Below are 26,845 nucleotides of genomic sequence, written 5' to 3'. Positions count from 1 at the left end.
CCGGGGGCGGGCCGACAAGGCGTACGACTCCCGCGGCAACCGCTCCCCGCGACCGGGCCGCACCATCATCCACTCCGATCACGGAGTGCAGTTCGGATCTTGGGCGTTCACCCAGCGCGCGAGGGCCTCCGGCCTGCTGCCCTCGATGGGCTCTATCGGGGACTGCGTGGACAACGCGATGATGGAGTCCTTCTGGGCCCGAGTCCAGGTTGAACTACTCAACCGCAGACGATGGCGGACCCGTCTGGAGCTGTCCACCGCGCTCTTCGAGTACCTGGAAATCTTCCACAACCGACAGCGCAGACACTCCGCACTGGGCATGCTCAGCCCGGTGGAGTACGAACTCCGCACCCCACCAGCTTGAAACCAAGCACCTCGACTCCACCCAACTCAGGACAGTCCGGAGCCTCCACCAGACCCGGAGCGCTTCATGTGCGCGGCAGCAGCGGCGGATTTGCAGTCCGGGTTGTTCCAGAAATTCGGAGCGGTCCGGTTCACCTGGTGCTACCGACTCGGGAGTGTCCCCGGCCTGGAAGGACGACGGCGCCTCCAGGTTGAGGACACGGCTCACTTTTTCGGCTGGTCTTCAGGTACGCGTCGAGCCGATTCCAGCCTGTCAGCAGCTGAGATCAGCTTGGCCGTCTTAAGGGCGCTCCGTGCAGACAGCATTGCCGTCACAGCGGTGACAACGGCTCCCCCGACGCTGACCATGAGGAGAAGCGTCCCCAAGAAGGACCCGTCGTCTTGGCTGAGATACCTGTACAGCCAGGGGCCGTTCATGCCGGCAAGGGCGACGGTGACGGCGGTGCCGATGGCGAGGCGTCGCGCCCTCCGTGAGCTTTCCCGAGTCCGCGGGGACTGCCCTTTCGCCTTGGTTTCCGGCTTCGTGATGTCCATGGCCCGGGCCGTGCGCACCGCGCCGCCGAAGACGAGCGAGGCGGAGAAGGCCATACCAGCTGCGAAACGGCCTATGGCGCTGCGTTCGCCGTCGTCGAGGACGTCCCACAGGTCGGCCTTCAACGGCCCGTAGAGCTCCTTCCACGCGGTTGGCGGCACGGTGAGCCGGGCCGTCGCAAGCAGCAGGAACGGCAGGCGCAGCGTCACGAACCGGACAGCTCGGGGCTTGAACACGCGCAGTAAGGCGAGGGTGGCCTCGTAGGCGAGGGCCGCTACGACCGCCGCGATCAACGCGGTCCTCCAGCCCGTCCAGTCCTCGCCCAGGAAGGTGGGGCCGCCTTCAGCCGTGGCCGCTGCGGCGGAGAGGTAGCCCGGCATCGTGTTCTCCATCGTCACCGGAGGCCTCCGGTGACGTCGGTTGCACCGGGAGTCCATCCCAGAGGCCGCGCGGGGTAGGGGCTGATTTCGGAAGTGAACTGGGCGAGTTCCAGCCGAGCTTGTCGGGCCTGTTCGCCGGTCATCGTGTAATAGCGGCGGGCCGGCCGTCCGGCGGTGCTCGGGTCGACGTCCTCATCGTGTGCGTCGATCCATCCGGCCTTGGCCAGACGGGTGAGGATGGGATACAGGGTGCCGCTCGACATGGCCATCAACTTCATGAGCTCCATGCCGAAGCGGGGCGTGCCCGGATCCTCGGTGAACACCTTCAGGACACGGGCGACATTACGTGTGATCTGAACTTCCATGACAAGACGATACCCAATAACGGGACCCGACATAGCACCGATCTGCACTTTAACCACCCGCGCTGACGGGATGACACCAACCACCACACCAGCAACAGGGCCCTGACACCGACACGGGCTGCCGAGGCCAGGGCATTTCCGGTCGCCACGGCCTATCCACCGGTTGCCACCCGAGCGGCATCCCTCGGCATACAACTGCCGCTGCAGTCAAGCCCGTCTCTTTTGCTGTGGCTAGCCCCAGATCCCTGTCTGCCACGACGGTGAATGGACGACCTCCAGGGAGAACTGGATGAGCGCAGGCCACACGGCACCGCCGCCTCTTCCGACAGACGCCGTCGCATAGCTGGCAGGGCTGCCGCTTCCTAAAACAGGCCGAAGTAGTGAAGTGTGCAGTCTTGTAGGAGAGTTGAGTGCGATGGGTCGTCAGGGCGGGGAGATGCAGGTGCGCATGGTGCGTGGTGGCCGGGTGTCTATGGCAGTGGCGTCAGCGGTTGCCTTGGCGGCATCGTGCACAGTCGACGGGCGCAGCAGGGAGGTTCAGGCGTTCGAGGACGCGCTTCAGCCACTGCATCAGGCGAAGTCGTTCCGGATGACTGGGGAGTTTCACAGCTCCGGCGGAGCGAAAGTCCGATTCGAAGCAGCCCTCGACGGCCGCAGAGGCTGCGCGGGAACAGTCGGAGGCGCGGAGAGTGTCCTGGTCGGCAAGCAGGTATGGACCCGCTGGGCCGACAGCGCGCTGCCTGAGGCCGTGAGCAGGCTGGCAGGAGACTCGGAGGTCGCCGTAGTCGATCCCGCGGCAGACCTGACGCAGGACCCGCAGTGGGCTGCGACCGAGCTGCTGCGCGGCGCGTACATGGTCACCACTCTGCCCGGCGACGTGCCGGAGACGGAAGGTATCGCGCCGGTGTGCCAGACAGGGTTGCTGCTCGCAGGTGCCGCGACGGCCGTCGGCGACGTGACCTCCGGGCCGGTGACAGTGCGCGACGGGCAACGTCTGCGTTCTCTTTCCAAGACCAAGGGGCCGGTGACGATCCGGGTCTATGTCCCGGCGCAGGGCAGCCCGAAGGCCGTGCTTGCCGAGTACCAGGTCGAGGGGGGCCGGTCATTCTCGATGCAGTTCAAGGATGTCGGCAAGCCCGTCACAGTCCATCTGCCGGAAGGCGAGCAGACCGTCACATCCGGGGATGTCATGACGATCCTCCACCAGGACGGTGCCTGACGGCGCACCCCCGAATCACGCCGGGACTATCACTAGGAATTGGCCATTCCGGACGGCGCAAATTTGCACAGTGCCAAAGCGGCTGACTCGCTAGGATGAATTCAGGTGCCAGCCTCACGCGCGGCTTGATCAGGGATTTCTCCGTTCCTCTCGATGTACTCACCCATGCGCCGGTAGCCGGTATGGCGCAAATACGCCACACCCGATCCTCCTATCTGTCTGATTTGGTGTGACTTGATGGGCTGTTGTTTCCTGTGTGATATTAATAGAATCCTCATCAAGTAGCGGCAAACGGCTACTTGATGAGGGGGATGTTTGGGTGCCACGGGGACGCACATCGAGGAAATTGATCACCAGATCCTTGAGTTGCTGCATCAAGGACTCAACGATGCTGTGGTTGCACGTCAGTTAGGTATCGGGCATCGGACCGTTCAGCGGCGCGTAGGTAACCTGATGCACCATCTCGGCGCCACGGGCCGTGTAGCGCTGGGCGCTCGAGCCCAAGAGCTGGGTCTATTCACCTCCGGCCGAAACGCCTGCAACGCTCGAGCGGATTCGGTGTAGTTCAAGCCGATGACTCTGAGCCAGTCCAAGCCGATGCCGTAGCCAGACACCAGATACACGCGTACCAGGGAGCCCCTTGTGCTAGATGTGGCAAGGGCAGCCAAAGCTGCCGGTGAGGGCTCTTCTGGCTTCTCATCCGTGCTCCGCATTTGGAGCACGCAACGACAGGAGGAACATTGCGAAGAGCGTTAGGAAGCGTGGCGGGAGCCGTGGCATTACTGTGCCTGGCCATGCCCCAGGCTACAGCGGATGACAACGAGTGGGACGACGAAAACCTGATGAGCGTGGAGGCCTGCTCGAAGTTTCCCGAGGAATCTGCCTTCAAGTTCCACATCTACTACAACTCCGTGCAGAAGGGTGCCTGGAGGAACATCGGGTACCGCGTCTACAACTTCGACGTACTGCGGCCTGGCGGCAGCAACCCGGGCACCTATCAGCTCAAGTTCTGCTTGACAGACTCAGCGAGCACCCCACCGGCGGGGGCTGGCACGCGCATCAAGAACAACGCCGCCTCGGGTGAGAACACACACCCGAGATACACCGCGCATGTGTACTTCAACAGCGGCTACAAGGGCGCCCAGGACGTGATGGCCCCGTACCAGTACATCGACCGTTTCCGTAATGTCTACAACGAGAACGCGTCCTTCCAGTGGACGAGCTGAGGCCGGGGGGAAGCAGCATGAACGCACGAATGAGGACCCTCGCGAAGGCCGGAGTTCCCGCTTTGGTCGCCGTCGCAGTGGGCGCCGTAGCATTCTCGACCAGCTTGCCGGACACCTCGCCCACCCGTGCTGCGAAGCCGCCGAGCGGGGGATCCGCCCCGAAGGCCGCCCCGCAGCAGGCCGTGGCCGCTGACCCCGAGGACCCTGCGACGTGGAGGCTGCCCATCGAGGCGTACATGCCGACGCAGGCCCAGACCCGTCTGATTTCCGGAACGCGCGATGACCTCCTGGACGCGTGCATGGACAAGGCCGGTTACCCCGCCTGGACGCCGCCGCCGGACCTGCCCGTAGTGGGCGGTAAGACTCTGACGGACTGGCGCTACGGCATCCACGACGCCGCTCTCGCGGCCAAGAACGGCTACCACCCGGACCCGGCGCAGCAGGCCGCCTACGACGAGGCGGCTAGCGTCGGCGCCGTCGACAAGTCCGGTGCCGACGACTCCGCGGTGCGCGCCTGCGTCTCCCAGGTCGATGGGGTGGCACCGGCGAGTCCAGTTGTCGATCTGGTCCAGCAGATCAGCGGCGACGCTTTCCGCGGGGCCGATCAGGCCACAAATGTGGTGGCCGTCTTCAACCAGTGGGCGTCCTGTATGAAGGCCAAGGGCTACACGTACGCCAAGCCCATGGACGCCAACGACGACCCCGCCTTCGCCGACCCCTACACGATCAGCAGCACGGAGATCGCCACGGCCACCGCGGATGTCGCCTGCCGGGACAAGTACCAGGTAGAGAAGGTCTGGTTCGACGCCGAGGCCAAGTTGCAGCAGACGGCAATCGCCCAGCACCAGGACGAACTCGACGACGTGAAGGCCGCCACCGCCCAGGCCGTGGCCAAGGCCAAGGCCGCCGACCGCTAGATCTCTCGGTTGCACTATTACGCCGCCTGCCGGTGAACCTGCAGCAGCACCGGCAGGCGGCATGCCTTGGCGCGCCATCGGTTAGCCGCTGACGCTCGGTTGCTGCCATTCGCGCCGGCGGCTCTGCCCTGCGGCCGACCGCCGCAAGATTCCCGTACACCCTGCGGCGGCCGACCGCGATATGCCCTGTCCAGCGTCTCCAGATGCGAGAGGGAAGTCCCGTTGAGAGTGCTCAGACCTGCCCGCGCGGGGGTGGCCGGCCTCGCGGCCGCCGCCGTCCTGACCGGGCTCATTCAGACCGCCGCCGTGGCTGACAGCCTCCCCTCCCCAGCAGCAACAGCGCCTGCACCCACCGGCCAGGGCACAACCGACTCGCCGCCAGCCGTTCCCCGCGGACAAAGGGCGGACGTACTCGGCGAGAACTGGGAATCCTCCACCGACCGCGTGTGGACAACCAGTTCGGACGCGAACGGCTTCCACCTCCTCACCGCCGACAAGAAGACCGGCTACACGTGGAAGACCGCGGCCACCCTGTCGGAGCCCGGCTTCGACGCCGACGCGTGGATCGGCAACGCCTGCGTCACCGCCTCGGGTAAGCGGGCCATCGCCGTCTACGCGCCACGCACCTTCACCAACGAGCCCGAGCTCATGACCCGCGGCGCCTTCACTGCGATCGTCGACCTGACCAGCGGTAAGGTCACCAAGCTCGCGGTGCAGTCCTCCCTCGCCTACTTCTCACCCGGCTGCGGTCGCGGTGAGAAGGCCGTCGTCTCGCAGTTCACCGATGACAGCTCCGCCCACAACGCCACACGGCTGGTCGCTGTCGATGCCCTCGCCGGCACCGCCGGCCGCCCCCTCAGACTCGACGGACAGGTCACCTCCGCCATTCCGTACCAAGACGGGATCGCTGCGGCCGACGGCTACCGCGTAGTGAAGGTGAGCCCAGACGGCAAACGAGCTCCACTCGCTGCCGCATCCGGTGTGCCGTTCCAGCTGCGCAGCGACCGCGACGGCGGACTGGTCTTCCTGGACCGCACTGCCAGCGACAGGAGCAGCGTCAAACGGGCCCACGCCGGAAAGACCACCACCCTGGCCCAGGGCCGGCTCGCGGACATGGACCTGACGGCTTCGGCTGACGGGACCGTTTTCATCACCGGCAAGGCCAAAATCACCGCCCTCCTGCCGGGCAGTGTGAAGAACTCCGGTGCCGCAAAGGACGCAACAGCATCCACCCACGGCGAGGCCCTGGTGCGCACACAGTGGCAACACGCCAAGCGCCCGCCCAAAGGCACCGACATCCTCGCCACCCGTCCGGTGACGACCCAGATCGACACCGCTGCCACCGGCCACAGCACTCGCCTCACCACGACCCCCGGCGCCCGGCCCGTGTCCGCGCCGCGCCTACGGCAGGGCGCCGCCATCTCACCTGCCCTTAAGGCACCCGCGCCTGCTCCCCAGGCGAACCTGCTGGCCGCCGACCCCAACAACCCGGTCGAGGACGAACGCACCTGTGCCGTCCCGCGAGGAAGCCTCACCAAGCAGGCCCTGCAGCCCACTCCGCGGCAGGTGGAGTGGGCCGTGAACCAGACCGTCATCAACAAACTGGACAACTGGATCAGTCGGCCGGCGAACTGGAACGGCACCGGCATGATCGCTTACAGTCCGCAGAGCCGTCTGTTCCCGCTGCACGTACTCGAAGGCGATCCCAACGGGGTGATCGACCGCGCGGACGAGTGGCACATCCCCTCGCAGGTCCTCCTCGGCATCACCGCCCAGGAATCCAACATGTGGCAGGCCGCCCGGACCGTGGTGCCCGGCCTGACCGGGAACTCGCTGATCGGCAACTACTACGGCATCAAGTACGCCGCCGACGGCAGCCAGGGCGACCCATGGGCGATCAACTGGGCCTCATCCGACTGCGGATACGGCATCACCCAGGTCACCGACGGCATGCGCAAGTCCAGCACCGCGTTGTCGAACGAGCAGAAGGAAGCCGCGGCCCTCGACTACACCGCGAACATCGCCTACGGCGCGGACATCCTCACCTCGAAGTGGAACGAGACCCGCAAGGACGGACTGATCGTCAACGGCGGCAAGCCGAAGTACATCGAGAACTGGTTCTTCGCCCTATGGGCCTACAACTCCGGCTACCACCCGAAGTCCGCGGCCTCCAGCAACAGCGGCAAGTGGGGCGTGGGCTGGACCAACAACCCGGCCAACCCGCTGTGGAAGGAAAACCGGCTGCCCTTCCTCGAATCAGCCAGCGGCGGAGATGACTACAGCCACGCCGCCCATCCGCAGGACTGGCCCTACCAGGAGAAGGTCATCGGCTGGGCCGCCCGGCCGATCTCCGCCATGTTCAAGCCTGGCGACATGCAGCCCGGCTACCGGGCCGCCTGGTGGAACAACAATCAGGCTCGCACCCAGGCCAAGCCGCCCATCATGATCTTCTGCACCACCTCGAACGACTGCGACAATTCCAAGATCAGTGACGGTGCGTCGAACCAGACCGGCAAGGGTCCGTGCAAGCTGCCCGGAGACCCCAGCGAAACCGACCCGCTGTACCTGAAGTGCTGGTGGCATGAGGCCGTGAAGTGGAAGGACTGTGACGCGGCTGCCGCATGCGGCAACCCCATCCACCGCTTCAACGACACCGACTACCCCGAGCAGCCCAACCAGGACGCCTCCTATCCGGCCCGCTGCGCCTCCAACTCCGGCCTGCCCACGGGCGCCCTCGTCGTCGACGACGTCCCCAACGGAACTAGACCAGCCGGAACATCGGGCCATACGTGCGGCGCCATCTCCTCGGCGGGCACCTTCAAGTTCGACTTCACCGCCTGGAACAGCACCTATCCCGGCAAGATCGACCTCCATCAGATCGGTGCCGGCTACGGCAACCACTTCTGGTTCACCCACACCCGTCCGAACGGCACTACCGACGGAGATCGGCTGAAGACCACCGGGACCTGGACACTTGGCCGCACCCTTGACCAGTGGGTTCGTATCATGGTCCACACCCCCGACCACGGGGCCCACACCCAGCAAGCCCGCTATGACATCGACACCGGCACCGGTGCCTTCACGCGCCACCGCTACATCGGGCAGGAATACGGTGCCAACACCTGGGTGACACTCGGCGTCTACAAGATCAGCGGTACTCCTCGCGTCCAGCTGGCCAGCCAGGCCAGCGACGGCACCGGCGACGATGACGTCGCCTGGGACGCTGTCGCATTCCAGCCCATCGGCAGCAAACCCAAGCAGTCCGTCGCCATCCTCGGAGACTCCTACACCTCCGGCGAGGGCGCGGGCGTCTACTCCGCAGAAAGCAACAAGGACTACGACCCCAACGGTGACCGCCAATGGAACGCCTGCCGACGCAGCCAGAACTCCTGGGCCCGTAAGACCACCCTGCCCGGGTACTCCTCCACCATAGGCCAGCTGACCGATTCCTACGACGCCTCTCTCGACATGCAAAACGTCTCCTGCTCCGGCGCCTTCACCAATCGAGTCACACCCGGTGACCCAACCCCGTGGGGCCGGGACGGCAACTTCCGCGAGAAAGCTCAGATCGACTCCGGCATCCTCAGCGCCGACACCACCCTCGTGGCTCTGACCATCGGCGGCAACGACGCCGGCTTCCCGGTGGTGATGCAGATGTGTGCCACGACTGGCTGTCCAGCCGAAGCTGACGTCAAGCGTGACATCGACAACACCATCCCCAGGGTTGAAAGCGTGCTGCGTGAGATCAAAGCAGCCGCACCCAACGCCAAGATCGTTCTGATGGGGTATCCACGGCTCTTCAACGCCAGCGCCACCACGTGCATCAGCGGCGTCGGAGGAGCCGGGATGAACCGGCTGAACTACATGGGCGACTACATGACCGCCCAACAGAAGCAACTGGTCGAAACACTCAAGGCACAAGGGCTGCCTGTGAGCTTCGAGTCACCCGACAGCGACTTCGAGGGTAAGCGGGCCTGCGACTCCAACGAGGGCATCAACAAGATTGTGAAGGCTCAGCAAGGCGACGGCGACTTCACCTGCACCCTCGGGCAAACATGGTGCATCAGCCGTGAGAGCTATCATCCCAACGGCGTAGGCACTTCCGCATACGCCCAGGCGTTCCGCCGTGCGGTGAACAACCTCTAGGCAGCGATGACGACCAGTCAGACCGGACGGACCGCCCCATGGGCGAAAGCCTTAGGGGCGGTCCTTCTTGCCCTGCTCGCGGCCATCATCGTCGCCTACAGCATCGGCAGCTCGCGGGAAACCGACCGCGAACACTCAGCCTTCGAGGCGACCCGAACGGATGCGCAGCGCTTCGCCGACAGCGTCGTCGCCCAGCGCAACACCCTGCCCACCGAACGGCAGGACATCCAAACGGCTCTGGACACCTCCACAGACAACAAAAACGGCCTCCTCTTCTCGATGGAGCCCACCAAGAGCCGTACTGAAGTCGTCATACAGCTCACCCGCTCCTACGAGCGCTCGCTGGTCCTGTTCGGCTCATCCGAAGCAACGGTCGACCGCTGCTTCACCGTGATATTCGAACTGAACGAGGGCCGACACCTCAGCGCGAACATCACCGCGCACACTGCCGACGAACGCTGCTCCCAAGTCGCGCAACAGAATCCTTGATCAGCCAAGACTGAAGCTTCCCCTGGATCTTGGACACCTGGAGACTGGGATCTTGAGGTTCCAGAGGAAGTAGCACCAGGTGGGAAGCAAGTACACGAAGCGGTACACCGATGAGTTCAGGCGGGACGCGATCGCGCTCGTCGACTCTTCGGGAAAGACGGTCACGGCGGTCGCCCGGGAACTCGGCATCAGCTCCCAGTCCCTGCGTGGCAGGTATCGCAAGGCCCAGGCGAACCGGGGCGAGGGCACTCCCGGCGACTTGAGCGGTGACGAACGCGAGGAGCTCAAGCTGCTGCGGCGGGAGAACCGCGAACAGCAGCAGACGATTGAGTTCTGCTGTGCCGGGTTCTGCATGTGGCCCGCTCCTCTTACTACGCGTGGCGCGAGGGCGAAGCCGCCCGTGATGCCCGGCAGGCCGCCGACGACGCGCTTGCGCACAAGATCACGGTGCTGCACATCGCCTCCCGCCGCACTTATGGCGTCCCGCGCATCCACACCGAACTGCGCCGTCTGGGGCGGCGGGTGAACCGCAAGCGCGTCGCCCGTGATGCGTGAGCGCGCCACCCGGGGCGTCACCCGGCGCAAGCGTCGCTCGTTGACCCGGCCGGACAAGAAGGCGAAGCCGGCCCCCGACCTCATCGGCCGCGACTTCCATGCCGAGCGGCCCGGGACCAAACTGGTGGCGGCATCACCTACCTGCCGACCACGGAGGGCTGGCTCTACCTCGCCTGCCGGCTGGACCTGGCCACCCGCGAGGTCGTCGGCTATGCCATGGCCGATCACCACCGCGCAGAACTCGTCTTGGACGCCCTCGACATGGTCCACGGCCGAGGAGATCTTCAGCCGGGCTGCGTGCTCTACTCGGATCGCGGCAGCGCATACACCTCGGCCCATTTCACCACCCAAATAAGCGAGTTGGGGCTACGGGCAGCTGCGGACGCACCGGATCATGCTTCGACAACGCGGCCGCCGAGAGTTCTGGGCCCTGCTCAAGGAAGAGATCGGCACCCGCATCTGGCCCGACCGGGATACCGCCCGCGCCGAGCTCTTCACCTTCATCGAGACCTTCTACACGAGACCTTCTACAACCGTCGCCCCCCGCGCAAATACAAGACCTTCGGCTACCTCACCCCGGCCGAGACCCGGCAGCGGCATCAACACGCCCTCGCGGCACAACCGACGAGTGTCCAAGGTCGCGGGCAAACGTCAGTCTGCCGCCTCCACCTCGGACACGGACGGTGTACTGGAAGCCGCCTGTGGCGTCGCGGCAGCCGAGGCCGCACCCGGTGCGGGATGCTTTGCCGCCCACCCGTTCAGCAGCCGCTGGTAGGCACCAGGCGCGGCGACTTCGGCTCCGCGCGGCCGTTCTCCCAGTTCTTCACCGACTGAGTCGTCGTCTTCAACGCGGTCGCGAGGCGGGCCTGGGTGATGCCGGCGGCCCTAAGTTGCGACAGGCCAACCTGATGACCAGTTCAGCAAGTTGATGCCCAGCTTCGGGGTGCCGTTGTCGTTGCCGTCGTAGTAGTGGTAGACGATCAGGTCGCCGTCGGAGTCGTTCATGATGGACTGGCCGCCCGGGCCGATGTACCGGCCGTGGGACTCCAGGACCGGTGTGCCGCCGTTGTTGGTCATCGCGACGCCGTTCTTGTCGACGTAGGGGCCGGTGATGCTGGTGGCACGCCCGACCTTGACCTTGTAGGTCGAACTGGTGCCGGCGCAGCAGGTGTCGTAGGACGCGAAGAGGTAGTAGTAGCCGTTGCGCTTCACGATGTACGGCGCCTCGACGGCCTTGGTCCCGGTGGGGCGGGCGGCGATCGAGTAGCGGGTGGTATTGGTGGAGAGCTGTTTTCCGGTGCTCGGGTTGAGCTGGATCATCTTCAGGCCGGTCCACCAACTCCCGAAGGACAGCCACCACTTGCCGTCGCCGTCGACGAAGAGGTTCGGGTCGATGGCGTTGTAGTCGCTGGACGTGGTGGAGGTGTACACCGTGCCCTGGTCGGCCCAGGAACCCGGCAGGCCGGTGCTCGAAGTGGCCAGGCCGATCGCGGACTTGTTGGAGCCGAAGGTCGAGACGGCGTAGTAGAGCAGGTACTTGCCGCCCTGGTACGAGATGTCCGGCGCCCAGGCCTCGGTGGCGTACGACGACCACCAGCCCGGCTTGGTGCTGAAGGCGTCGGCGCCCGCGCTGAAGGCGATCCGGTCGGTGGAGGTGCGGTAGCCGAGGCCGCCGCCGGTGCCGTAGAGGAGGTAACGGCCCGCCGACGTACGGATCATGGTGGGGTCGTGGATGGTGGTGGCGCCGGTGACCGTCCCCGGGTTGGGGTACGCCGACGCCGTGCCCGGTATCAGGGCCAGGAGGAAGGCTGCGGGAATCGCAAGAAACGAGATGCGACGCATGCTGACGCTCCTTGAGTGGGGGGATGTTCGACAGGTCGATCATCGATCAGAGCTTCGGACGGGACCGTAGAATCGAACACCTTGCGCGTCAATGGTCCGCGCAGCCTCACCCCTTCGGGGGTACGGGGTCGGTGTGCGTGCACGGGCAGCAGACTCCGTGCCGAAGCGTTCCTGAGCGACATCTGTGAGGGGATCGATGACCGCCGTACACGTGACCGAGTGGGACGACCGTGAGGGGACCGCCGAGGCGCCCCCGGCCGTCTTCGTCCACAACATCATGACGTGGGGCGACGACCCCGAGTTCGGCTTCGCCTGGCAGCGTCCCCTGGCCGCCGGCCGGCGACTGCTGCTGATGGACCGGCGGGGGTACGGCGACAGCCCGGACACCGCGCGCAGCGACTTCGAGGTCGACGCCGGGGACGTGGTGGAGGTGCTCGGCGAGGGCGCGCACCTGGTGGGACACGGGAACGGCGCCGTCGCCGCGCTGCTGGCCACCGCGCGCCGGCCGGACCTCGTGCGCTCCCTCGCGCTGATCCAGCCCTCGGCGTTCACCGCGGCGGCGGACCGTCCGGTGGTCGCGGATCTCCTGGCCCGGGTGCGTTCCGGTGTCCGGGGCGGCGACGTCACGCCGGAGCAGTATCTGCGGGCGTCCACGGAGGGGCTGGGGATGAGGATGCCGGAACCGACGCCACGCCGGCTGCGCGCGGTCGACACGTCGATGCGGGAGCGACCGGTCTGGGAGGCGGAGATCCCGCTGGAGCCGGTCCGGGACGCCGCCGTGCCGGTGCTGGTGATCTGCGGGACCTGGGAGGACGCGCCCGCGGCCTATCGCGAGCACGTGGGGCTCCCCCTCGTCGCCGTGGCCGAGTCGCTCACGGACTCCCTCGGGGGCAGCCTCGTACGCCTGCCCGGGTACTACCCGCACACCCAGCGGCCCGCCGACGTCAACGCGGCCCTGCGGGACTTCTGGGACACCCGGACCTGAGTGCCGCAGACCTCAGCCGACCTGCTCGAAGACCATCGACCACCAGCTGTCCGGCTGGGCGAAGGCGTACGGGTCGCGGGACTTGAGGTACTCGACGAGCTTGTCGGTGTACGGGGCGCGGTCCTGGTCGGCGGCCCGCTCCAGGTGCCGGGTGCGCAGCGCGAAGCGGTACAGGAACTCGACGAGGTCGGCGAGGGTGCGGTTGACGATCTCGGCGCGGGGGTCGTCGCCGAAGGACAGCAGGATGACGTAGCCGCGGTCCAGGTCGAGGCAGTACCGCATCTCGGGGTCGTCGGTGGGGCCGCCCAGCACGAGGATGCGGGTCTCCTCGCCGCCCGCGGCGACCGGCACCACGGTGAAGGGATCGGGCCCGTCGTCGGCGGTGTCGAGGGTGAACAGCACGTCGACGAAGACGGGCACGCCGACCTCGCACAGCACCTCGGCGTCGGCCTCGGACAGTCCGCGCTCCTCGGCGACGGCACGGTCCAGCGTGACCACGCGGTCGGCGCCGAACAGTTCCGTCATCTCGTCATGGGTGGCCATGCGTCCTCTGCTTCCCCTCGTGCTCGGTGTGTTCAGCCGGCGAGGCCGGCCCGCCGCAGCAGCTTCAGCCAGTCGTCGTGCTCCAGCGACTCGTCGTCGATCAGCGCGAGTCGGGCGTATTCAGCGGGGGTCACCAGCCGCTCCAGGAAGAACGTCGCCACCCCGGGCGCCAGCCGTTCGAAGCGTTCCGCGTCGGGCCAGTCAGGCCCTTCCTCGACGGCTCCGAGGAGGTCGCCGCTCGCCCGGTCGACGAAGAGCGGGGCCTCTTGGATCATCCCGACGCAGTAGAGCTTCTCGGGGGACAGCGGCAGCGGGGAGTCGGGCACCGGCTCGCAGTAGAACTGGTGCTCGTCGGCTTCGTCCAGGCCGAAGATCTGCACGGACGGGCCGCAGCTCGCGCCGTCCAGCACCCGGCAGAAGTCCAGGTACTCCCGCGGCACCCCGTCGGCCTCCGCGTCGGCCGCGGTCTCCTCGTCGACGGTCCCGCCGAGCGTGAACGACAGGACGTCCGGGCTCTCCGCCAACGCCGTCCGCAGGTCATCCACGGTCGCGATCAGACGGGACGGCGTCGGGCTCGCGCTAGTCATCTGGCCACCACTTGATGTCGATGTTGATCGGATTGCCGTCCGGAAGATCCTTGATCTGCGGGCGGATCTGCTGCGTTCCGATGTCGTAGTTCGTCGTCCGGTCGAGCATCCGCAGGTTACGCCACGCGTCCGGACCGCCGGTCTGGAGCTCGTTGACGTGGTCGGGCTGCATTTTACGGGCGGCCCCCGCGGCCTCTTCGGCGAAGTCGGGGTCGTCCTTGTGGTTCCGGCGGATCAGGGCCTCCAGCGCGCCCTTGTAGTCCGCGGTGATCTTCTTGTCGCGGTAGTCCTCGGTCCTGCCCTTGAACTTGAAGAGCTTGCCCTCCTCGCCGAGCCGCTGGAGCGCCCGCGCCTTCCGCTCGAAGGCCTGCTTGGGCATGCCGGGCTTCCACTCCAGGGTGACGGTGTGCGGGTCCTTGGCGGTGTCCGGCCGGTCCTTGCCGATCCCGCCGCCGTCCCGGACCGTGTCCTGGTCTCGGGAGCGCTTGACGATGCTCTGGAGCATCGTCTCGATGTTCTTGTCGTTGCGCGCGTGGTTGTCGCCCATGGCGCGTACGCCCTTGGACACGTCCTGGAGGTGTTTGTGGAGCTGGTCCTCGGCCTCCTCGATGGCCTTGAGGATCTTCTCCGCGCCGGTCTCGACGGCCGCGGCGAGCGCGCCCTTGCCGCGGGTGCGGTTCAACCCGGCCCGGCTGCTGCGCAGATGGGGACGGGCGCCGGACTCGTGCTCGTCGGCCTGGGAGGTGATCCGGTCGGCGAGCCGGTCGTGGAGGTCCTTGTCGCTGCGTACGGTGTCGCTCACGCAGCGCCGCCCTTCTGGGTGAAGGTCCCCGTGGTGCCGTCGAGCCCTTCCTGGAATCCCTCGCCGCCCGCGTGCAGGGTCTTGCCGGGGCTGTAACCGTCTTGCAGTCCTACGGCGTTGGCGCCGACCTGGATGACGAGGTCGGCGGCCATGTCGCCGAGCGCGGAGTAGACGGGGCCCATGGCGACGGACATGAGCTCCTCCAGGAGCATCTGCTCGGCCTCCTTGAGCAGCCGCCGGACGATGAGCCGGGTGGCCTGGGTGGCACCGAGCGCGCCGACCTCGGAGAGCCCGAGCGTGAAGGGCGCGGCGGCCTGGGCTGCGATGATCTCGGCGGCGAGGATGCCGAGTTGGACGATGGCGGCCACCTTGGCCCCGGCCACGACCACGGCCGCGCCGTCGAGAGCCATGGCCCCGAGATCGGCCGCCTCCCCGAGACGCTCCAGGTGTACGTCGCTGACCTTGCCCCAGTGCTGCTGGAAGGCGGCGGTCGCGATCCCCTCGTTCCCCTCAAGGAACTCCCGGACGACACCTGCCGTGGCGTCCTTCCCGCTGCGCATCTGGGAGGCGAAGGAGCGCAGGTTGTCGGCCATGTCGCGGTAGTCGTCCTCGTCGACATTGGGCCACTCGACGCCGATGAGATCCAGTACCCAGGCCGCCTCGTCGGGCAGCACGACCCCCATGCGCGTTCCCCCTTTGTCTTGGCAGGACCATTTCTGGTCAGGCGTACGACGGCCCGAACTGTACTACGGGGGAAGGGATTTGCAGGGGATACGGAAGTGGTCGGAGAAGCCCGACCGCTACGGCCGGGAGCCGCCCAGGCCGCTGTTGCGCCAGGGTCCGTCCGACGGCCGGGAGGACGCACGACGGTCGGCGCCGGAAGGTGTCTCATCCCGGCCACCGGCGTCCCCCTCCCCTTCGCGACGCGCGTCCTGCCAGGCCCCGAACCGCTCACCGGCCTCCCGCGCCTCGGCCTCGGAACGCCCCTCCCCCGCCCGCCGGACCTTGTCCGCACCGGAGAACAGCGCGGCGGTGTACTCCGGGTCGGTGAAGGCCTGTTCGGCGGTGAGGTCTCCGCGCAGCACCCCGCCGGCCATCGCCCGCAGCCTGGGATCGTCCCCCTTGCTCAGCGTGCGCAACGCCCGCAGCAGACTCCGGGCCCGCTCCTCGTCCTTGGCGACGCCCAGCAACTCCCCCGCCCCCACCTCACGCCCGTCCGGCACGCGAACCTCCCCCTCCCGTACGTCGATCGGCGGCCCAGTATCCAACAGCCGTGTGGGCCAAGGGAGTCGAAGAGCAAGACCACGCACCGGCCGGCAGGCGTCCGGTCGCCCAACTCATCACAGCGCGGCCCGGATCACACCGGCCCGTCTGGCCAGCCGCAGCCACCCCGGCACGTCCACCTCGGCCCGCACGGTCTTCCCGGGCCCCGACTCCCGCTCCACCACCTCCCACCGATCGGCAAGGGCCTCGACGAGAAGAAGCCCGCGCCCACCGTCGTCCAGCCGCCCTGCCGACCGTACGACCGCGACGGGCTCGGCCCGCGTATCGCTCACCTCCACACGAACACTGCCGGTGACGAGAGAGAGCCTCAGCTCGAAGTCCCTTCCGGGGATACGGCCATGGGTCACCGCGTTGGCGGCCAGCTCGGCCACGATCACGGCGACGGCCTCGGAGACCGGGCAGTCGTACGGCAGACCCCACTCACGCAGCTGGTCCAGAGCGAGATGCCGGGCGAGCCGGGCGCCACGCGGGGTCGCACTGAGCCGCTGGGTGAACGTACGTACGGTCACCGGAGATTGGGGAGTGGGAGGTGTCGTCACGCCCCTAATCTGGCTCCCCCTCCAGCCACTTCACCAGGCCGAAGCCACGTACGCTCCGGCAGCGTACGCGGTCACGGCCTGGACAGTACGAGTGACGGACCGTGACCATGAGCGAGGGAGGTGACCGACTGTGGTCGAAGGTGGCGGTGAGCCGGAGTCGTCGGACAGCATGCGGACGTTCGGGGCGGTGCTGCAAGCGTTGCGCGAGCATGCGGCACTGAGCCGGGAGGAGTTCGGCGACCGCGTGCGGTTCTCCAAGCACACGGTGGCGTCGGTGGAGTTGGGCCGCAGGATGCCGGACCTGGTGTTCGTGGAGCGAGCGGAGGAGGTGCTGGGCAACACGGGGGTGTTGCGGAAGGCGTTCCCGAAGCTGGCTCGGCAGCCGGGGTTGGCGGCGTGGTTTCGGCGGTGGGCACAGCTGGAGGAGATCGCGATCACTCTGTACACCTACGAGTGCCGCATGATTCCTGGGTTGTTGCAGACCGAGGCCTATGCAGGGGCGCTGGCCGCCGATCAACTGCCGCCACTGGCTGACGCCCAGATCGAAGAACGGTGGGCCGCCCGAGCGGAACGACAGCAGATGCTGCGGGATCGCCCGAACACCGCGTTCAGCTTCATCCTCGAAGAGCACCTGCTTCTACGGCGCACGGGCGGGGTGGAGGTCACAGGCGGACTCATCGACCACGTGTTGGAGATCTCCAAGCTACGGAACGTCGAGATCCAGATCATGCCCCTGGTACAGGAGTCGCACGCCGGGCTACAGGGCCCAATCCGCTTGCTGGAGACGCCGGAAAACAAGTGGTTCGCCTACAACGAAGGCCAGGAGAGCGGTCAGTTGATCACTGACCCGAAAGTGGTCAGCGTGCTCCAGAGTCGATATGCGAGGATGCGTTCGCAGGCTCTCAGCATGAAGGACTCCTTGAGCCTGCTGAAGCAGATGCAAGGAGACCTATGAGCACCTCTGAACTGGCCTGGTTCAAGAGCAGCTACAGCAGCGCTTCCGGCGACGACTGCGTCGAGGTCGCCCTCTCCTGGCACAAGTCGAGCTACAGCAGCAGCGGTGACGGCGACTGCGTAGAGATCGCCCTCACCCCCACCACCATCCACATCCGAGACTCCAAGACCCCCGAAGGCCCTTGCCTCACCACCGCCCCCACCCCCTGGACCACCTTCCTCACCCACCTCACCAGGTGAAGATCTGGACGGAGCGCCCCACCAGGACCGACGTGGAAGCGGTCGTCCGCGGCTACTTCGACCTGCTCCGGGCCGGGCGGATCCCCGAGGCCGAGGAGTTCATCGACCACAGCCAGGTCCGCCACGTGCTCAAGTCGCTGTGGAGGGGCTCCGTGGAAGCGGACGGCGACCCCGTCACCGCCGACTGGGAGCAGGACCTGTCCTGGCTCGGTGAACTGGACCTCGCGGAGTTCCACTGGGGCACCGGCAGCAGCTTCTACGTGGAGATCACCTACCGGGCGCAAGTGATCGAGGTGTCCTTGGGCTTCCGGGTCAGACCCACGGACGCCGGCTGGGTCCTCACGGGCCCGGCGACATACTGGTAGGGGAGGCTCGCCGCATGATCGACGAATTCGCGAAGAACACCCTGCACGGAAGACTGCGACGAGACCGCCAGGCGCTGCTCTGGAAACTGGACGGCTTGTCGGAGTACGACACCCGCCGCCCCCTGACGGCGACCGGGACCAACCTCCTCGGCCTGGTCAAACACGTGGCCATGGTCGAGGCCAGATACTTCGGCGAGGTCTTCGACCGCCCCTCCCCGGAACCGCTGCCCCGCTGGCAGGACTCCGACGGCAGCGATCTGTGGGCGACCGAGGGCGAGACCCGCGACCAGATCATCGCCCTCTACCGGCGCACGTGGGACCACGCGGACGCGACGATCGACGCCCTCCCCCTCGACATCCCCGGCCACGTCCCGTGGTGGCCGGAGCCCCACCCGAACACCAACCTGTTCGCCATCCTCATCCACGTCCTCGGCGAAACCACCCGCCACACCGGCCACGCCGACATCCTCCGCGAAGGCCTCGACGGCCGAACCGGACTCCGCGCCGAACACGAAACACCGATCGACGAGAAAGCCCGCGCGGCCCACCGCGCAAAGATCGAACAGGCCGCGGGACCAGCCACACCGACCAAGGCTTAGAAGCGGGCCGAGGCCGGCCCGTCCCGACCTGTCACCCTCACAGACGGTACGGACCGGCGTCACAGCGCGGCGGACGGAATCCGGTGGCGAGGGCCGGTCAGGGTGCCGTCATCCCTCCGGGCCGAAATCCGCCTCCAGCCGCTCCTTCCACCCCGCATCCGCCAACCCCGCCCCCACCAGCACGTCCCGCCAGTCCTCCTTGGCCAGCTGGACGGCGTCGAGGAGGCGGTCCACCCGGCCCCGGCCGCAGACCAGCGTGGCGGCCGCGATGCGTTCCTTGTCCTCCTGGTCACCCCGGTCGGTCAGGTGGTTGACCAGTTCGGTGAGGAGATCGCCGACCACCTCGCCCTCCCGGCCGGGGAAGTCCTCGGCGATACGCCGCTCGACCCGCACGGTAAGCCCCATTCACCCTCCTTGTTGGCATACGCCCCGATACGCTACCGCGCGCACCCCGAACCATCGCGCAACCCGTCTCGCAACCTGCCTCGCAACCTGTCTCGCAAGAAACTTGACGGTCCCTCACTTTGCCGAACTGACAGCCCCCCAACAGCAACCCTCCTTACGGTGCCGTGTCCATGACAGAAACCCCCATGAACGACACCGTCACCCGACGCACCGTCCTCGTCGCCACCGCGGCCACCGCCGCCACCCTCGCCGTCGGCGCGACCGTCGCCGCGACCACCCCCACCGCCGGCACCGCGGACGCCTCGGACACCGTCCCCGTCGCCGCCGCGGCCGTCTGCACGCTCACCAAGGAGATGACCGAGGGCCCCTACTACCTCGACGGCCAGTACGTCCGCGCCGACATCACCGAGGGCAAGACCGGCTTCCCCCTCAAACTCGCCCTCACCGTCGTCGACGACGACACCTGCGCCACGATCAGCAACGCCCTCGTCGAGATCTGGCACTGCGACGCCCTCGGCGAGTACTCCGGCTACGTCGGCAACAACGGCCACGACGAACCCGACAGCGGCACCTTCCTGCGCGGCGGAGTCCTCACCAACTCCAGCGGCGTCGCCAACATCACCACGGTCTACCCGGGTTGGTACCGGGGCCGCTGCGTCCACATCCACGTCAAGGTGCACGTCGGCGTCACGCTCACCTCCGACGGCTCCTTCACCGGCGGCACCGAACTCCACACCGGCCAGCTCTTCTTCGACGAGACGGTCACCGCCAAGGTCGGCGCGCTCTCGCCGTACTCGGCCAACACGGTCACCCGCACCACCCTCGCCCAGGACGGGATCTACGACGACGGCGGCGCCGCGTCCGGCCTCCTGACCCTGACCGCGCTGGGCAGCTCCCCCACCTCCGGCTACACCGGCACCCTCACCCTCGGCGTCGAGAACTGACCAGCCGCTGAAGGCTGTTGACCAGCCGCCCACCAGCCCGACTGGGCGTCACCGCGGCCCCGGTGACGCCCAGTCGGCATGCCTAGCCGACCCTCACTTGACCGGACACTGCTGCCAGGCCATGTGGTACACGGTGCTGATGTCGCCGTCGGTCGAGTCCATCGTCATGAAGCTGACCTTGGACGGCGACGAGCTGCCCGCGTTGACGCGGATCTCGGTGTTGATGTTGAAGTTGCGCTGAACTCCGCAGGGCGCCCAGACCAGTTGGGCCCAGTCGGTGGTGTCGGTCGCCTGCCAGTTGTCGTTGTAGGCGCCGCTGAAGTTGTGGGTCTTGAAGGCCGTCTGCGAGGAGCCCTGGAAGTAGTACGAGGCTCTCTGGACCGCGCTGGCGCCGGACTGGAGCGAGGCGAAGCCCCGGTAGTCCGCGCTGGCGATGGCGTACGTGAAGCCGGACGGGACGTGGACGACCAGGTTGAGCTGGCAGTTCTTGCGGAACGCCGTGGGGTCGGAGTTGCCGCCGACCTTGGCGAGGTAGTCGCTGTAGGTCACCGTGAAGGCGGTGTTGTCCTCGGAGACCGCGACGGCCGCCGTACCCGCGGGACAGCCGGAGCCGTTCACCGTGGCCACGTTGATGACGATCTTGTCCGGGGGCGGGTCGACGAACCCGCCGGACGGGTTGTGCGCGGGCACCGCCGCGGTGACGAGGGCGGCGATGGCGCCACCCAGGAGCAGTCCACTTGCCATGGGGGGTCTCTCCTCTGCGCTGAACGCGCTGAATGTTGAAGCGTGGAGAACCTGTGTGGTTTCTGTGAAGCACCGCGGCGAGGGAATCGTAGGTAGCGCCTCGCGACCCCACCAGAGCGAACTCAAGCCATTCCTTACGATGTCCTAACTCACGTGTAAACGGGGTTAGTTGGGCGGAGCATCCCCAGCTCGTTCACAGCCGCAAGTTAAGGAATTCTTCAGCTCGGCTCCTAACTTCCTCCACATGACGGGAAACATGGAGCACCACCACGACAGCAACACCGACAACCCCGGTCAGGCCGGCAGGCACCGGATGGACAACAGCGTCAAGCGGCGCCGGGTCCTGATCGGCGGCGGCGCCGTCGCCGCGGTGGGCGGACTGGCGATCGCCGGTATCGCCTCGGCCGACACCACCACCACGACCAGCGGGTCCACCACGGCGGCCGACACCGCCGCCACCGCCTCCTCGGGCATCTGCACCCTGAACGCCGAGGTCACCGAGGGGCCGTACTCGCTCGAAGGCGCCCTGGTCCGCACGGACATCAGGGAGGACAAGGAAGGGTTCGAGGTCCAGTACACCTTCACCGTCGTCGACCAGGCCAACGACTGCGCGCCGCTCGCCGACGCCCTCGTCGAGATCTGGCACTGCGACGCCCTCGGCGAGTACTCCGGCTTCGTGGGCGGCAACGGCCACACCGAGGAGGACAACGGCACCTTCCTGCGCGGCGGTCAGATGACCGACGCGAACGGGGAGTGCAGCATCACGTCCATCTGGCCCGGCCACTACGTCTCACGGGCCGTCCACGTCCATATGCGGGTGCACACGGAAGTGACGCTCACCGACGACTCGTACACCGGCGGCGAGATCATCCACACCGGGCAGCTCTTCTTCGACCCGGACATCAACACGGAGGTCCAGGCGACCTCGCCGTACTCCGCGAACACCACCAAGGAGACCCTGCTCGCGGACGACTCCATCTACGACGACGGCGGCGCCTCCTCCGGTCTGCTCACCCTGACCGCGCTCGGCTCCAGCGTCTCCGACGGCTACGCGGCCACCCTCACGGTCGGGGTCAACTCCGCCTGACCCGGGCCCGGTTCTGAGTGCGAGTGGGTGTGGTGCCCAGGCGGGGGCACCACACCCACACCGCGTTCAGTCAGTCACCCTCGCTCCTCCGCGGCAACGCCCCGGCCCCCGTCCGGGAGCCGGCCCGCTCCGACGGCACCCTCCGACGGCACCCGCTCCCGCTCCTTGAGATGCGCCCGGATCGCGTACCCGAGAGCCGCGGCCCACAGTGCGTACAGGACGCCGTAGACGAGGATGCCCGGCCCGCCGGAGACGCCGAGCCAGTCGCTCTTGAGGAGGGTGCGGACGTTGGTGACGACGATGATCCCGCCGACCGCCGAGCCCAGCACGCGCGGTGGGAGCAGGCGGACCAGCCAGGCGGCGACCGGGGCCGCGACGAGGCCGCCGAGCAGGAAGGCCAGGACCCAGGCCCACTTCAGGCCCTGCGAGCCCAGCGAGAAGAGGAAGCCGAGGCTCGCCGCCACCGCGACCAGGAACTCGCTGGTGTCGATCGAGCCGATCACCTTGCGCGGCTCCATCCGGCCACTGGCCAGCAGCGCGGGCGTGCCGACCGGACCCCAGCCGCCGCCCCCGGTCGCGTCGAGGAACCCGGCGACCAGGCCGAGGGGTGCGAGGAACCGGCGGCTCAGTGGCTGACCCAGTCGGTCCTTCGGCAGCCCCTTGAAGGTGAAGCGGGACATCACGTACAAGCCGAGGCCCAGCAGGATCAGGGACATCACCGGCTCGGCGAGTTCCGTCGACAGGCGGGACAGGACGGTCGCGCCCAGGAAAGAGCCCACCGCCCCTGGCACCCCGATCCTCGCGACGACCTTCCAGTCGACGTTCCCGAAGCGCCAGTGCGAGGCGCCGGACATCAGGGTGGTGCCGATCTCGGCGAGGTGGACGGTGGCGGAGGCGGCGGCCGGGCCGGTGCCCAGGGCCAGCAGCAGGGTGGTGGAGGTCACGCCGTAGGCCATGCCGAGGCTGCCGTCCACGAGCTGGGCGCCCAGGCCCGCGAGGGCGAGCAGGATCAGCGTGCGCATGCGGTCGGTCCCGTTCTCTCCGAGGTTTCCTACCGGGTGAGTAGGAAAGAGCAACGGGACCGGACCCTAGGGCGTCAACCTGAGAGCGGCCTGAGCACCCGGTACGGGCTCACGGGTTCTCCCAGGCGGCGGGCTCCGCGGCCAGCCGCCGTACCGGGGCGGGCAGGGCGTCGGCCGCGATGTCGGCGACGGTGACGCCCTCCAGGATCTTACGGACGTTGGCGCGCAGGGCGATCCACAGGGGCAGCAGGGGTTGCGCGGAGCCGGTGTACTCGAGGCCGGTGGGGCGCTCGCCGCGGACCGAGACGATCGGGCCGTCGACCGCGCGGATCACATCGGCGACGGTGATGGCCGTGGCCTCGCGCGCGAGGCGGTAACCGCCGCCCCCGCCCCGCCTGCTGTCGACGATCCCGCCCCGCCGGAGATCGCCGAGGATCCCCTCCAGGAACTTGTGCGGAATGTCCTGGACCGAGGCGATCTCCTCGGCCTTCACCGGCCCGCCGCCCTGCCGCACGGCAAGCTCAAGCACCGCCCGTACCGCGTAGTCCGCTCGTGCAGAGATCCTCATACGACAATTGTGCTGCGTCCGGCAGTAGAGAATGGCCACGCCACAATGAACACACCGCTCACAGCGAACACCACGCACAGCGAACACCGACCACAGCGATCACCACGCACACCGCGGACGGAACGGCGCGACCAGGAGGCGCTCCCTTGGAGCTGAGCAGACGTACATTCAGCGCCCTCGCCGGCACCACGGCGCTCGGCTTCGCGCTGAGCGGCAGCGGTGGCGAGACGACGCGGGCGTACGCCTCCCACAGCGTGCCCACCGGACCCGCGCCCGGCGCCGCCGCCGCCGACCGGGCGCGGCACCAGGTCGGTTACGACAAGTACTCGCTGCTGGTCGACGGCCGGCGCCTGGTGCTGTGGTCGGGCGAGATGCACCCCTTCCGGCTGCCGAGCCCCTCGCTGTGGCGGGACGTGCTCCAGAAGATGCGCGCCCACGGCTTCAACGCGGTGAGCGTGTACGTCGCCTGGAACTACCACTCCCCCGGCCCCGGCCAGTACGACTTCACCGGCGTCCGCGACCTCGACCTGTTCCTGCGCACGGCCGCGGAGACCGGCCTCTACGTCATCGTGCGCCCGGGCCCGTACATCAACGCCGAGGTCGACGGCGGCGGCTTCCCCGGCTGGCTGACGGCGACCGAGGGCCGCGCCCGCACCTCCGACCCGGTCTATCTGTCGTACGTCGACGAGTGGCTGACCCAGGTCGACGCCATCGTCGCCCGGCACCTGTTCACCCGGGGCACCGGCACGGTCCTGCTCTACCAGATCGAGAACGAGTACGACGCCTTCACCGACGAGCCCCTCGGCCGGGACTACATGTCCCACCTGTACAAGAAGGTGCGGGCCGACGGGATCGACGTACCGCTGTTCCACAACGACAAGGGCAGGAACGGCTACTGGACGCCCGGGTCCTTCAACACCGGTGGCCAGGAGCACGGTTGGCTCTACGGCTTCGACGGCTATCCCGACCCGGCCGAAGTACCGCCGGACTGGGGGCACTTCGGGCAGGGCGGGCTGAAGGGCGGGGCGACCGCGAGCCCCAGCACTCCCGGGTTCGTCCCGGAGTTCGGCGGCGGCTGGTTCGACCCGTGGGGCGGGGTCACCTTCGGCGGCAAGGGGTACGCCGAGGCGCGGTACAGCAGGGACGCGGCCTACGAGCGGCGCTTCCAGCTGACCAACCTCGCCAACGGCATCACCGTGCACAACGTCTACATGACCTTCGGCGGCACCTCGTGGGGCTGGCTGCCCGCGCCGCAGGTCTACACGTCGTACGACTACGGGGCGGCCCTCGACGAGGCGCGCAGGCAGACGCCGAAGCTGGCGCCCACCCATCAGCTCGGCCATCTCCTCCAGACCGTGCCGGACTTCGCCAAGCTCGACCGGGCGGACGCGGTGCGGGCCGAGGACGAGCGGCTGAAGGTGTACCACCTGACCAACCCGGACACCGGCTCGCATGTGTACGTGGCGCGCAACGACACCGACGCGCCGATCACGACCACGGTCCCGGACGCCGGGATCGACGTGGCCTTCACCGTCGCCGCCCATGACGCGCGGCTGCTGGCGACCGGGCTCCAACTGGGCGAGCGCACCCTGAAGTTCGCCACCGCGCAGCCCATGATGTTCCTCAAGGTGGGGCGGCTGGACGTGGCCGTGTTCACCGCCCCGCACGGCGAGATGGCCCAGGTGCTCCTCGACTGCCCGGAGGAGCCGCTGGTCTACCGGGGCGACGCGGAGCCCGCGTGGAACTACGACCTCGGAGTCCTGCGGATCACGGTACCCTCGGGCGTCGGTGGGCTGGCCCGGGTCCGCGTCGAGGGCGGCGGCAGCACCACCCCGCTGCTGCTGCTCTTCGCCGACGACGCGACCGCGCTGCGGCTGTTCCGGCTGGACACCCCGACCGGCCCGGTGCTGGTGTACGGCCCGAAGCTGGTGCGCGAGGCCACCCTGGACGGCATGGTCGTCCAGCTGACCGGCGACACCGTCGAGGCGACCGGCCTGGAGGTGTGGGGGCCGCGCGGGATCGGCCAGATCACCTGGAACGGCACCCCGCTGCGCACCGAGATCACCGCCCCGGGCAGTCTGCGGGCCGCGCTGCCCGCTCCCGGACAGCTCCCCCTGCCCGCGGTGCGCGAGGTGCGGCTGCCCGCGCTGGGCGGCTGGCGGCGCCGTACCGAGAACCCGGAGTCCGCACCGGACTTCGACGACTCCCGCTGGACGGAGGCCGACCGCACCGGCTCGTTCAGCATCACCCCGGTCCCGAAGGGACAGCCGGTCCTCTTCGCCGACGACTACGGCTTCCACTACGGCGACGTCTGGTACCGCGGCCGCCTCACGGACGCGGCCGGCCTGGAGTCGGTGTCCCTCGCCTACAGCACCGGCACCCAGGGGCTGCTGATGGCGTGGCTGGACGGGGAGCCGCTGGGCACGCACCGGATGCCGGTGCCGGACAAAGGGACGGCACGGAAGGGGAGTTGGGCGGCGACGGCCACCTTCGCGGTGCCCTCGGCGGAGCCTTTCGAGGAGATCCCCGACTCGCGGGTGCTGTCCGTGCTCGTACGGCGGATGGCGCACGACATGGACGGCCGGTCCGCCGACTCCCACAAGGTGGCCCGGGGGTTGACCGGCGCCGCCTTCAAGGGCGGTTCGCCGAAGGTGAGTTGGCGCATCCAGGGCGAGACGGCTCCCGACCCGGTGCGCGGGCCGCTCAACAACGGCGGCCTGTACGGGGAGCGTGAGGGCTGGCACCTGCCGGGCCTCGCCGACGACGGCTGGGAGCCGGCCGAACTCCCGCGCGCCGACCGGCGCCAGGGCGTCACCTGGTACCGGACGACGTTCCGGCTCGCCGTGGACGCGGACATCGACGCCTCGGTCGGCCTCACCCTCGACGACGACCCGAAGCGCGCCTACCGCGTCCAGATCTTCCTCAACGGCTGGAACCTGGGCCAGTACGTCAACGACGTGGGCCCACAGCACACCTTCGCCCTCCCGAACGGCATCCTGCGCTCCCGGGGCGTCAACACCCTTGCCCTGGCGGTCCTTTCGGACGGTACGACGGACTCGGGCCCGAAGGACGTCCGGCTGACGCCGATGGGCGCCTCGGCCGGAGGAGTACCGGTGACCCCGGTGGACTCCCCCGGCCGCTGA

Annotated in this window: 28 protein-coding genes and 2 pseudogenes; 16 read left to right on the top strand and 14 right to left on the bottom strand. The window is 68.0% G+C overall.

Translation table 11 applies throughout. The features are described from left to right. Window positions 1-40 precede the first annotated feature (40 nt). Window positions 41-364, top strand: a pseudogene (locus G3I78_RS53235) (integrase core domain-containing protein); the annotation flags it as partial. Between the two features lie 203 nt (window positions 365-567). Here the strand turns inward: G3I78_RS53235 and G3I78_RS25980 are convergent. Continuing rightward, window positions 568-1,293, bottom strand: coding sequence for a hypothetical protein (locus G3I78_RS25980; protein ID WP_164428516.1), 726 nt, complete (start codon window positions 1,291-1,293; stop codon window positions 568-570). Next, window positions 1,290-1,640: a helix-turn-helix transcriptional regulator gene (locus G3I78_RS25975; RefSeq protein ID WP_203615536.1), complete on the bottom strand. Its 351-nt coding sequence runs from the start codon at window positions 1,638-1,640 to the stop codon at window positions 1,290-1,292. Before G3I78_RS25975 ends, G3I78_RS25980 begins: the two co-directional genes overlap by 4 nt. Before the next feature lie 415 nt (window positions 1,641-2,055). On the opposite strand from G3I78_RS25975, the gene G3I78_RS25970 reads away from it, so the two are divergent. The 7 genes from G3I78_RS25970 to G3I78_RS52890 all read left to right on the top strand — a co-directional run bounded on the left by G3I78_RS25970 (window position 2,056) and on the right by G3I78_RS52890 (window position 10,192). Further along, a complete protein-coding gene (locus G3I78_RS25970; RefSeq protein WP_164428672.1) occupies window positions 2,056-2,859 on the top strand; it encodes a hypothetical protein in 804 nt (267 codons plus the stop codon). 315 nt (window positions 2,860-3,174) lie between these two features. Then, entirely contained in the window at window positions 3,175-3,423 is a 249-nt protein-coding gene (locus tag G3I78_RS25965; protein ID WP_203615535.1) for a LuxR C-terminal-related transcriptional regulator, read from the top strand. Between the two features lie 230 nt (window positions 3,424-3,653). After that, on the top strand, window positions 3,654-4,085 hold the full coding sequence (locus G3I78_RS25960) for a hypothetical protein (RefSeq protein WP_164428670.1): 432 nt from the start codon (window positions 3,654-3,656) through the stop codon (window positions 4,083-4,085). 17 nt (window positions 4,086-4,102) lie between these two features. Next, a complete protein-coding gene (locus G3I78_RS25955) occupies window positions 4,103-5,002 on the top strand; it encodes a hypothetical protein (protein ID WP_164428668.1) in 900 nt (299 codons plus the stop codon). Window positions 5,003-5,230: 228 nt separating this feature from the next. Beyond that, window positions 5,231-9,148 (top strand): SGNH/GDSL hydrolase family protein, encoded by a 3,918-nt coding sequence (locus G3I78_RS25950; protein WP_343243854.1) that lies wholly within the window; start codon window positions 5,231-5,233, stop codon window positions 9,146-9,148. Between the two features lie 6 nt (window positions 9,149-9,154). Then, a complete protein-coding gene (locus G3I78_RS25945; RefSeq protein WP_164428666.1) occupies window positions 9,155-9,637 on the top strand; it encodes a hypothetical protein in 483 nt (160 codons plus the stop codon). A 354-nt stretch (window positions 9,638-9,991) separates the two neighbouring features. Then, window positions 9,992-10,192 (top strand): IS3 family transposase, encoded by a 201-nt coding sequence (locus tag G3I78_RS52890; RefSeq protein ID WP_343243848.1) that lies wholly within the window; start codon window positions 9,992-9,994, stop codon window positions 10,190-10,192. A 657-nt stretch (window positions 10,193-10,849) separates the two neighbouring features. On the opposite strand, the pseudogene G3I78_RS25925 reads toward G3I78_RS52890, so the two are convergent. Together G3I78_RS25925 and G3I78_RS25920 are read right to left on the bottom strand one after the other, a co-directional pair. Continuing rightward, window positions 10,850-11,091: pseudogene (locus tag G3I78_RS25925) on the bottom strand (helix-turn-helix transcriptional regulator); the annotation flags it as partial. Then, the gene (locus tag G3I78_RS25920) at window positions 11,078-12,034 is read right to left on the bottom strand and encodes an arabinan endo-1,5-alpha-L-arabinosidase (RefSeq protein WP_164428660.1); all 957 of its coding nucleotides are present in this window, start codon (window positions 12,032-12,034) and stop codon (window positions 11,078-11,080) included. The pseudogene G3I78_RS25925 and the gene G3I78_RS25920, both read right to left, overlap by 14 nt. Window positions 12,035-12,230: 196 nt before the next feature. On the opposite strand from G3I78_RS25920, the gene G3I78_RS25915 reads away from it, so the two are divergent. Continuing rightward, window positions 12,231-13,019: an alpha/beta fold hydrolase gene (locus G3I78_RS25915; RefSeq protein ID WP_164428658.1), complete on the top strand. Its 789-nt coding sequence runs from the start codon at window positions 12,231-12,233 to the stop codon at window positions 13,017-13,019. Between the two features lie 12 nt (window positions 13,020-13,031). Here G3I78_RS25915 and G3I78_RS25910 read toward each other — a convergent pair whose 3' ends face one another. The 6 genes from G3I78_RS25910 to G3I78_RS25885 all read right to left on the bottom strand — a co-directional run bounded on the left by G3I78_RS25910 (window position 13,032) and on the right by G3I78_RS25885 (window position 16,774). After that, window positions 13,032-13,562: an SUKH-4 family immunity protein gene (locus G3I78_RS25910; protein WP_164428656.1), complete on the bottom strand. Its 531-nt coding sequence runs from the start codon at window positions 13,560-13,562 to the stop codon at window positions 13,032-13,034. Window positions 13,563-13,594: 32 nt separating this feature from the next. Next, entirely contained in the window at window positions 13,595-14,149 is a 555-nt protein-coding gene (locus G3I78_RS25905; protein ID WP_203615534.1) for a hypothetical protein, read from the bottom strand. Then, window positions 14,142-14,951, bottom strand: a complete 810-nt coding sequence (locus tag G3I78_RS25900; protein ID WP_164428653.1) for a hypothetical protein — start codon at window positions 14,949-14,951, stop codon at window positions 14,142-14,144. Before G3I78_RS25900 ends, G3I78_RS25905 begins: the two co-directional genes overlap by 8 nt. Continuing rightward, on the bottom strand, window positions 14,948-15,634 hold the full coding sequence (locus G3I78_RS25895) for a hypothetical protein (RefSeq protein WP_164428651.1): 687 nt from the start codon (window positions 15,632-15,634) through the stop codon (window positions 14,948-14,950). The genes G3I78_RS25900 and G3I78_RS25895 overlap by 4 nt, the downstream gene beginning before the upstream one ends. A gap of 117 nt (window positions 15,635-15,751) precedes the next feature. Beyond that, entirely contained in the window at window positions 15,752-16,174 is a 423-nt protein-coding gene (locus tag G3I78_RS25890) for a hypothetical protein (RefSeq protein ID WP_203615533.1), read from the bottom strand. 117 nt (window positions 16,175-16,291) lie between these two features. Beyond that, complete coding sequence (locus tag G3I78_RS25885; RefSeq protein WP_164428650.1) at window positions 16,292-16,774, bottom strand: ATP-binding protein; 483 nt, start codon at window positions 16,772-16,774, stop codon at window positions 16,292-16,294. A gap of 169 nt (window positions 16,775-16,943) precedes the next feature. Between G3I78_RS25885 and G3I78_RS25880 the strand changes: the two genes are divergently transcribed. From G3I78_RS25880 to G3I78_RS25865, 4 genes are read left to right on the top strand one after another with little or no spacing between them, the layout of a single operon-like run. Beyond that, window positions 16,944-17,729 (top strand): helix-turn-helix transcriptional regulator, encoded by a 786-nt coding sequence (locus tag G3I78_RS25880; RefSeq protein WP_164428980.1) that lies wholly within the window; start codon window positions 16,944-16,946, stop codon window positions 17,727-17,729. Further along, window positions 17,726-17,968 (top strand): DUF397 domain-containing protein, encoded by a 243-nt coding sequence (locus G3I78_RS25875; protein WP_164428648.1) that lies wholly within the window; start codon window positions 17,726-17,728, stop codon window positions 17,966-17,968. The genes G3I78_RS25880 and G3I78_RS25875 overlap by 4 nt, the downstream gene beginning before the upstream one ends. Then, window positions 17,965-18,333, top strand: coding sequence for a hypothetical protein (locus tag G3I78_RS25870; RefSeq protein ID WP_164428646.1), 369 nt, complete (start codon window positions 17,965-17,967; stop codon window positions 18,331-18,333). The genes G3I78_RS25875 and G3I78_RS25870 overlap by 4 nt, the downstream gene beginning before the upstream one ends. Before the next feature lie 14 nt (window positions 18,334-18,347). After that, window positions 18,348-18,932 carry a DinB family protein gene (locus G3I78_RS25865; protein ID WP_164428644.1) on the top strand — a complete coding sequence of 195 codons (585 nt, stop codon included), beginning with the start codon at window positions 18,348-18,350 and terminating at the stop codon, window positions 18,930-18,932. Window positions 18,933-19,040: 108 nt separating this feature from the next. On the opposite strand, the gene G3I78_RS25860 is transcribed toward G3I78_RS25865, so the two are convergent. Then, window positions 19,041-19,337 (bottom strand): hypothetical protein, encoded by a 297-nt coding sequence (locus tag G3I78_RS25860; protein WP_164428642.1) that lies wholly within the window; start codon window positions 19,335-19,337, stop codon window positions 19,041-19,043. A 170-nt stretch (window positions 19,338-19,507) separates the two neighbouring features. On the opposite strand from G3I78_RS25860, the gene G3I78_RS25855 reads away from it, so the two are divergent. Then, entirely contained in the window at window positions 19,508-20,281 is a 774-nt protein-coding gene (locus G3I78_RS25855) for an intradiol ring-cleavage dioxygenase (protein WP_164428640.1), read from the top strand. 93 nt (window positions 20,282-20,374) lie between these two features. Here G3I78_RS25855 and G3I78_RS25850 read toward each other — a convergent pair whose 3' ends face one another. Further along, complete coding sequence (locus tag G3I78_RS25850; RefSeq protein ID WP_164428638.1) at window positions 20,375-21,025, bottom strand: DUF4360 domain-containing protein; 651 nt, start codon at window positions 21,023-21,025, stop codon at window positions 20,375-20,377. Between the two features lie 244 nt (window positions 21,026-21,269). On the opposite strand from G3I78_RS25850, the gene G3I78_RS25845 reads away from it, so the two are divergent. Continuing rightward, on the top strand, window positions 21,270-22,112 hold the full coding sequence (locus G3I78_RS25845) for an intradiol ring-cleavage dioxygenase (protein WP_164428636.1): 843 nt from the start codon (window positions 21,270-21,272) through the stop codon (window positions 22,110-22,112). Window positions 22,113-22,186: 74 nt separating this feature from the next. Here G3I78_RS25845 and G3I78_RS25840 read toward each other — a convergent pair whose 3' ends face one another. Further along, window positions 22,187-23,134, bottom strand: coding sequence for a sulfite exporter TauE/SafE family protein (locus tag G3I78_RS25840; protein WP_164428635.1), 948 nt, complete (start codon window positions 23,132-23,134; stop codon window positions 22,187-22,189). Between the two features lie 109 nt (window positions 23,135-23,243). Beyond that, a complete protein-coding gene (locus G3I78_RS25835) occupies window positions 23,244-23,702 on the bottom strand; it encodes an Rrf2 family transcriptional regulator (RefSeq protein ID WP_164428633.1) in 459 nt (152 codons plus the stop codon). 146 nt (window positions 23,703-23,848) lie between these two features. Between G3I78_RS25835 and G3I78_RS25830 the strand changes: the two genes are divergently transcribed. After that, complete coding sequence (locus tag G3I78_RS25830) at window positions 23,849-26,845, top strand: beta-galactosidase (RefSeq protein ID WP_164428631.1); 2,997 nt, start codon at window positions 23,849-23,851, stop codon at window positions 26,843-26,845.

Source organism: Streptomyces sp. SID13726, from assembly GCF_010548375.1.
In the GTDB taxonomy this organism is placed as follows: domain Bacteria; phylum Actinomycetota; class Actinomycetes; order Streptomycetales; family Streptomycetaceae; genus Streptomyces.
This window is presented reverse-complemented; position numbering and strand designations above follow the sequence as displayed.

Bases quoted from the DNA above. Each gene is read 5' to 3' on its own strand.
- G3I78_RS25975 (WP_203615536.1), bottom strand. From the start codon at position 1,640: ATGGAAGTTCAGATCACACGTAATGTCGCCCGTGTCCTGAAGGTGTTC.
- G3I78_RS25915 (WP_164428658.1), top strand. From the start codon at position 12,231: ATGACCGCCGTACACGTGACCGAGTGGGACGACCGTGAGGGGACCGCC.
- G3I78_RS25895 (WP_164428651.1), bottom strand. From the start codon at position 15,634: ATGGGGGTCGTGCTGCCCGACGAGGCGGCCTGGGTACTGGATCTCATC.
- G3I78_RS25945 (WP_164428666.1), top strand. From the start codon at position 9,155: ATGACGACCAGTCAGACCGGACGGACCGCCCCATGGGCGAAAGCCTTA.
- G3I78_RS25840 (WP_164428635.1), bottom strand. From the start codon at position 23,134: ATGCGCACGCTGATCCTGCTCGCCCTCGCGGGCCTGGGCGCCCAGCTC.
- G3I78_RS25960 (WP_164428670.1), top strand. From the start codon at position 3,654: ATGCCCCAGGCTACAGCGGATGACAACGAGTGGGACGACGAAAACCTG.
- G3I78_RS25970 (WP_164428672.1), top strand. From the start codon at position 2,056: ATGGGTCGTCAGGGCGGGGAGATGCAGGTGCGCATGGTGCGTGGTGGC.
- G3I78_RS25910 (WP_164428656.1), bottom strand. From the start codon at position 13,562: ATGGCCACCCATGACGAGATGACGGAACTGTTCGGCGCCGACCGCGTG.
- G3I78_RS25845 (WP_164428636.1), top strand. From the start codon at position 21,270: ATGACGGGAAACATGGAGCACCACCACGACAGCAACACCGACAACCCC.
- G3I78_RS25850 (WP_164428638.1), bottom strand. From the start codon at position 21,025: ATGGCAAGTGGACTGCTCCTGGGTGGCGCCATCGCCGCCCTCGTCACC.
- G3I78_RS25860 (WP_164428642.1), bottom strand. From the start codon at position 19,337: ATGGGGCTTACCGTGCGGGTCGAGCGGCGTATCGCCGAGGACTTCCCC.
- G3I78_RS25875 (WP_164428648.1), top strand. From the start codon at position 17,726: ATGAGCACCTCTGAACTGGCCTGGTTCAAGAGCAGCTACAGCAGCGCT.
- G3I78_RS25865 (WP_164428644.1), top strand. From the start codon at position 18,348: ATGATCGACGAATTCGCGAAGAACACCCTGCACGGAAGACTGCGACGA.
- G3I78_RS25880 (WP_164428980.1), top strand. From the start codon at position 16,944: ATGCGGACGTTCGGGGCGGTGCTGCAAGCGTTGCGCGAGCATGCGGCA.
- G3I78_RS25835 (WP_164428633.1), bottom strand. From the start codon at position 23,702: ATGAGGATCTCTGCACGAGCGGACTACGCGGTACGGGCGGTGCTTGAG.
- G3I78_RS25955 (WP_164428668.1), top strand. From the start codon at position 4,103: ATGAACGCACGAATGAGGACCCTCGCGAAGGCCGGAGTTCCCGCTTTG.
- G3I78_RS25905 (WP_203615534.1), bottom strand. From the start codon at position 14,149: ATGACTAGCGCGAGCCCGACGCCGTCCCGTCTGATCGCGACCGTGGAT.
- G3I78_RS25855 (WP_164428640.1), top strand. From the start codon at position 19,508: ATGACAGAAACCCCCATGAACGACACCGTCACCCGACGCACCGTCCTC.
- G3I78_RS25920 (WP_164428660.1), bottom strand. From the start codon at position 12,034: ATGCGTCGCATCTCGTTTCTTGCGATTCCCGCAGCCTTCCTCCTGGCC.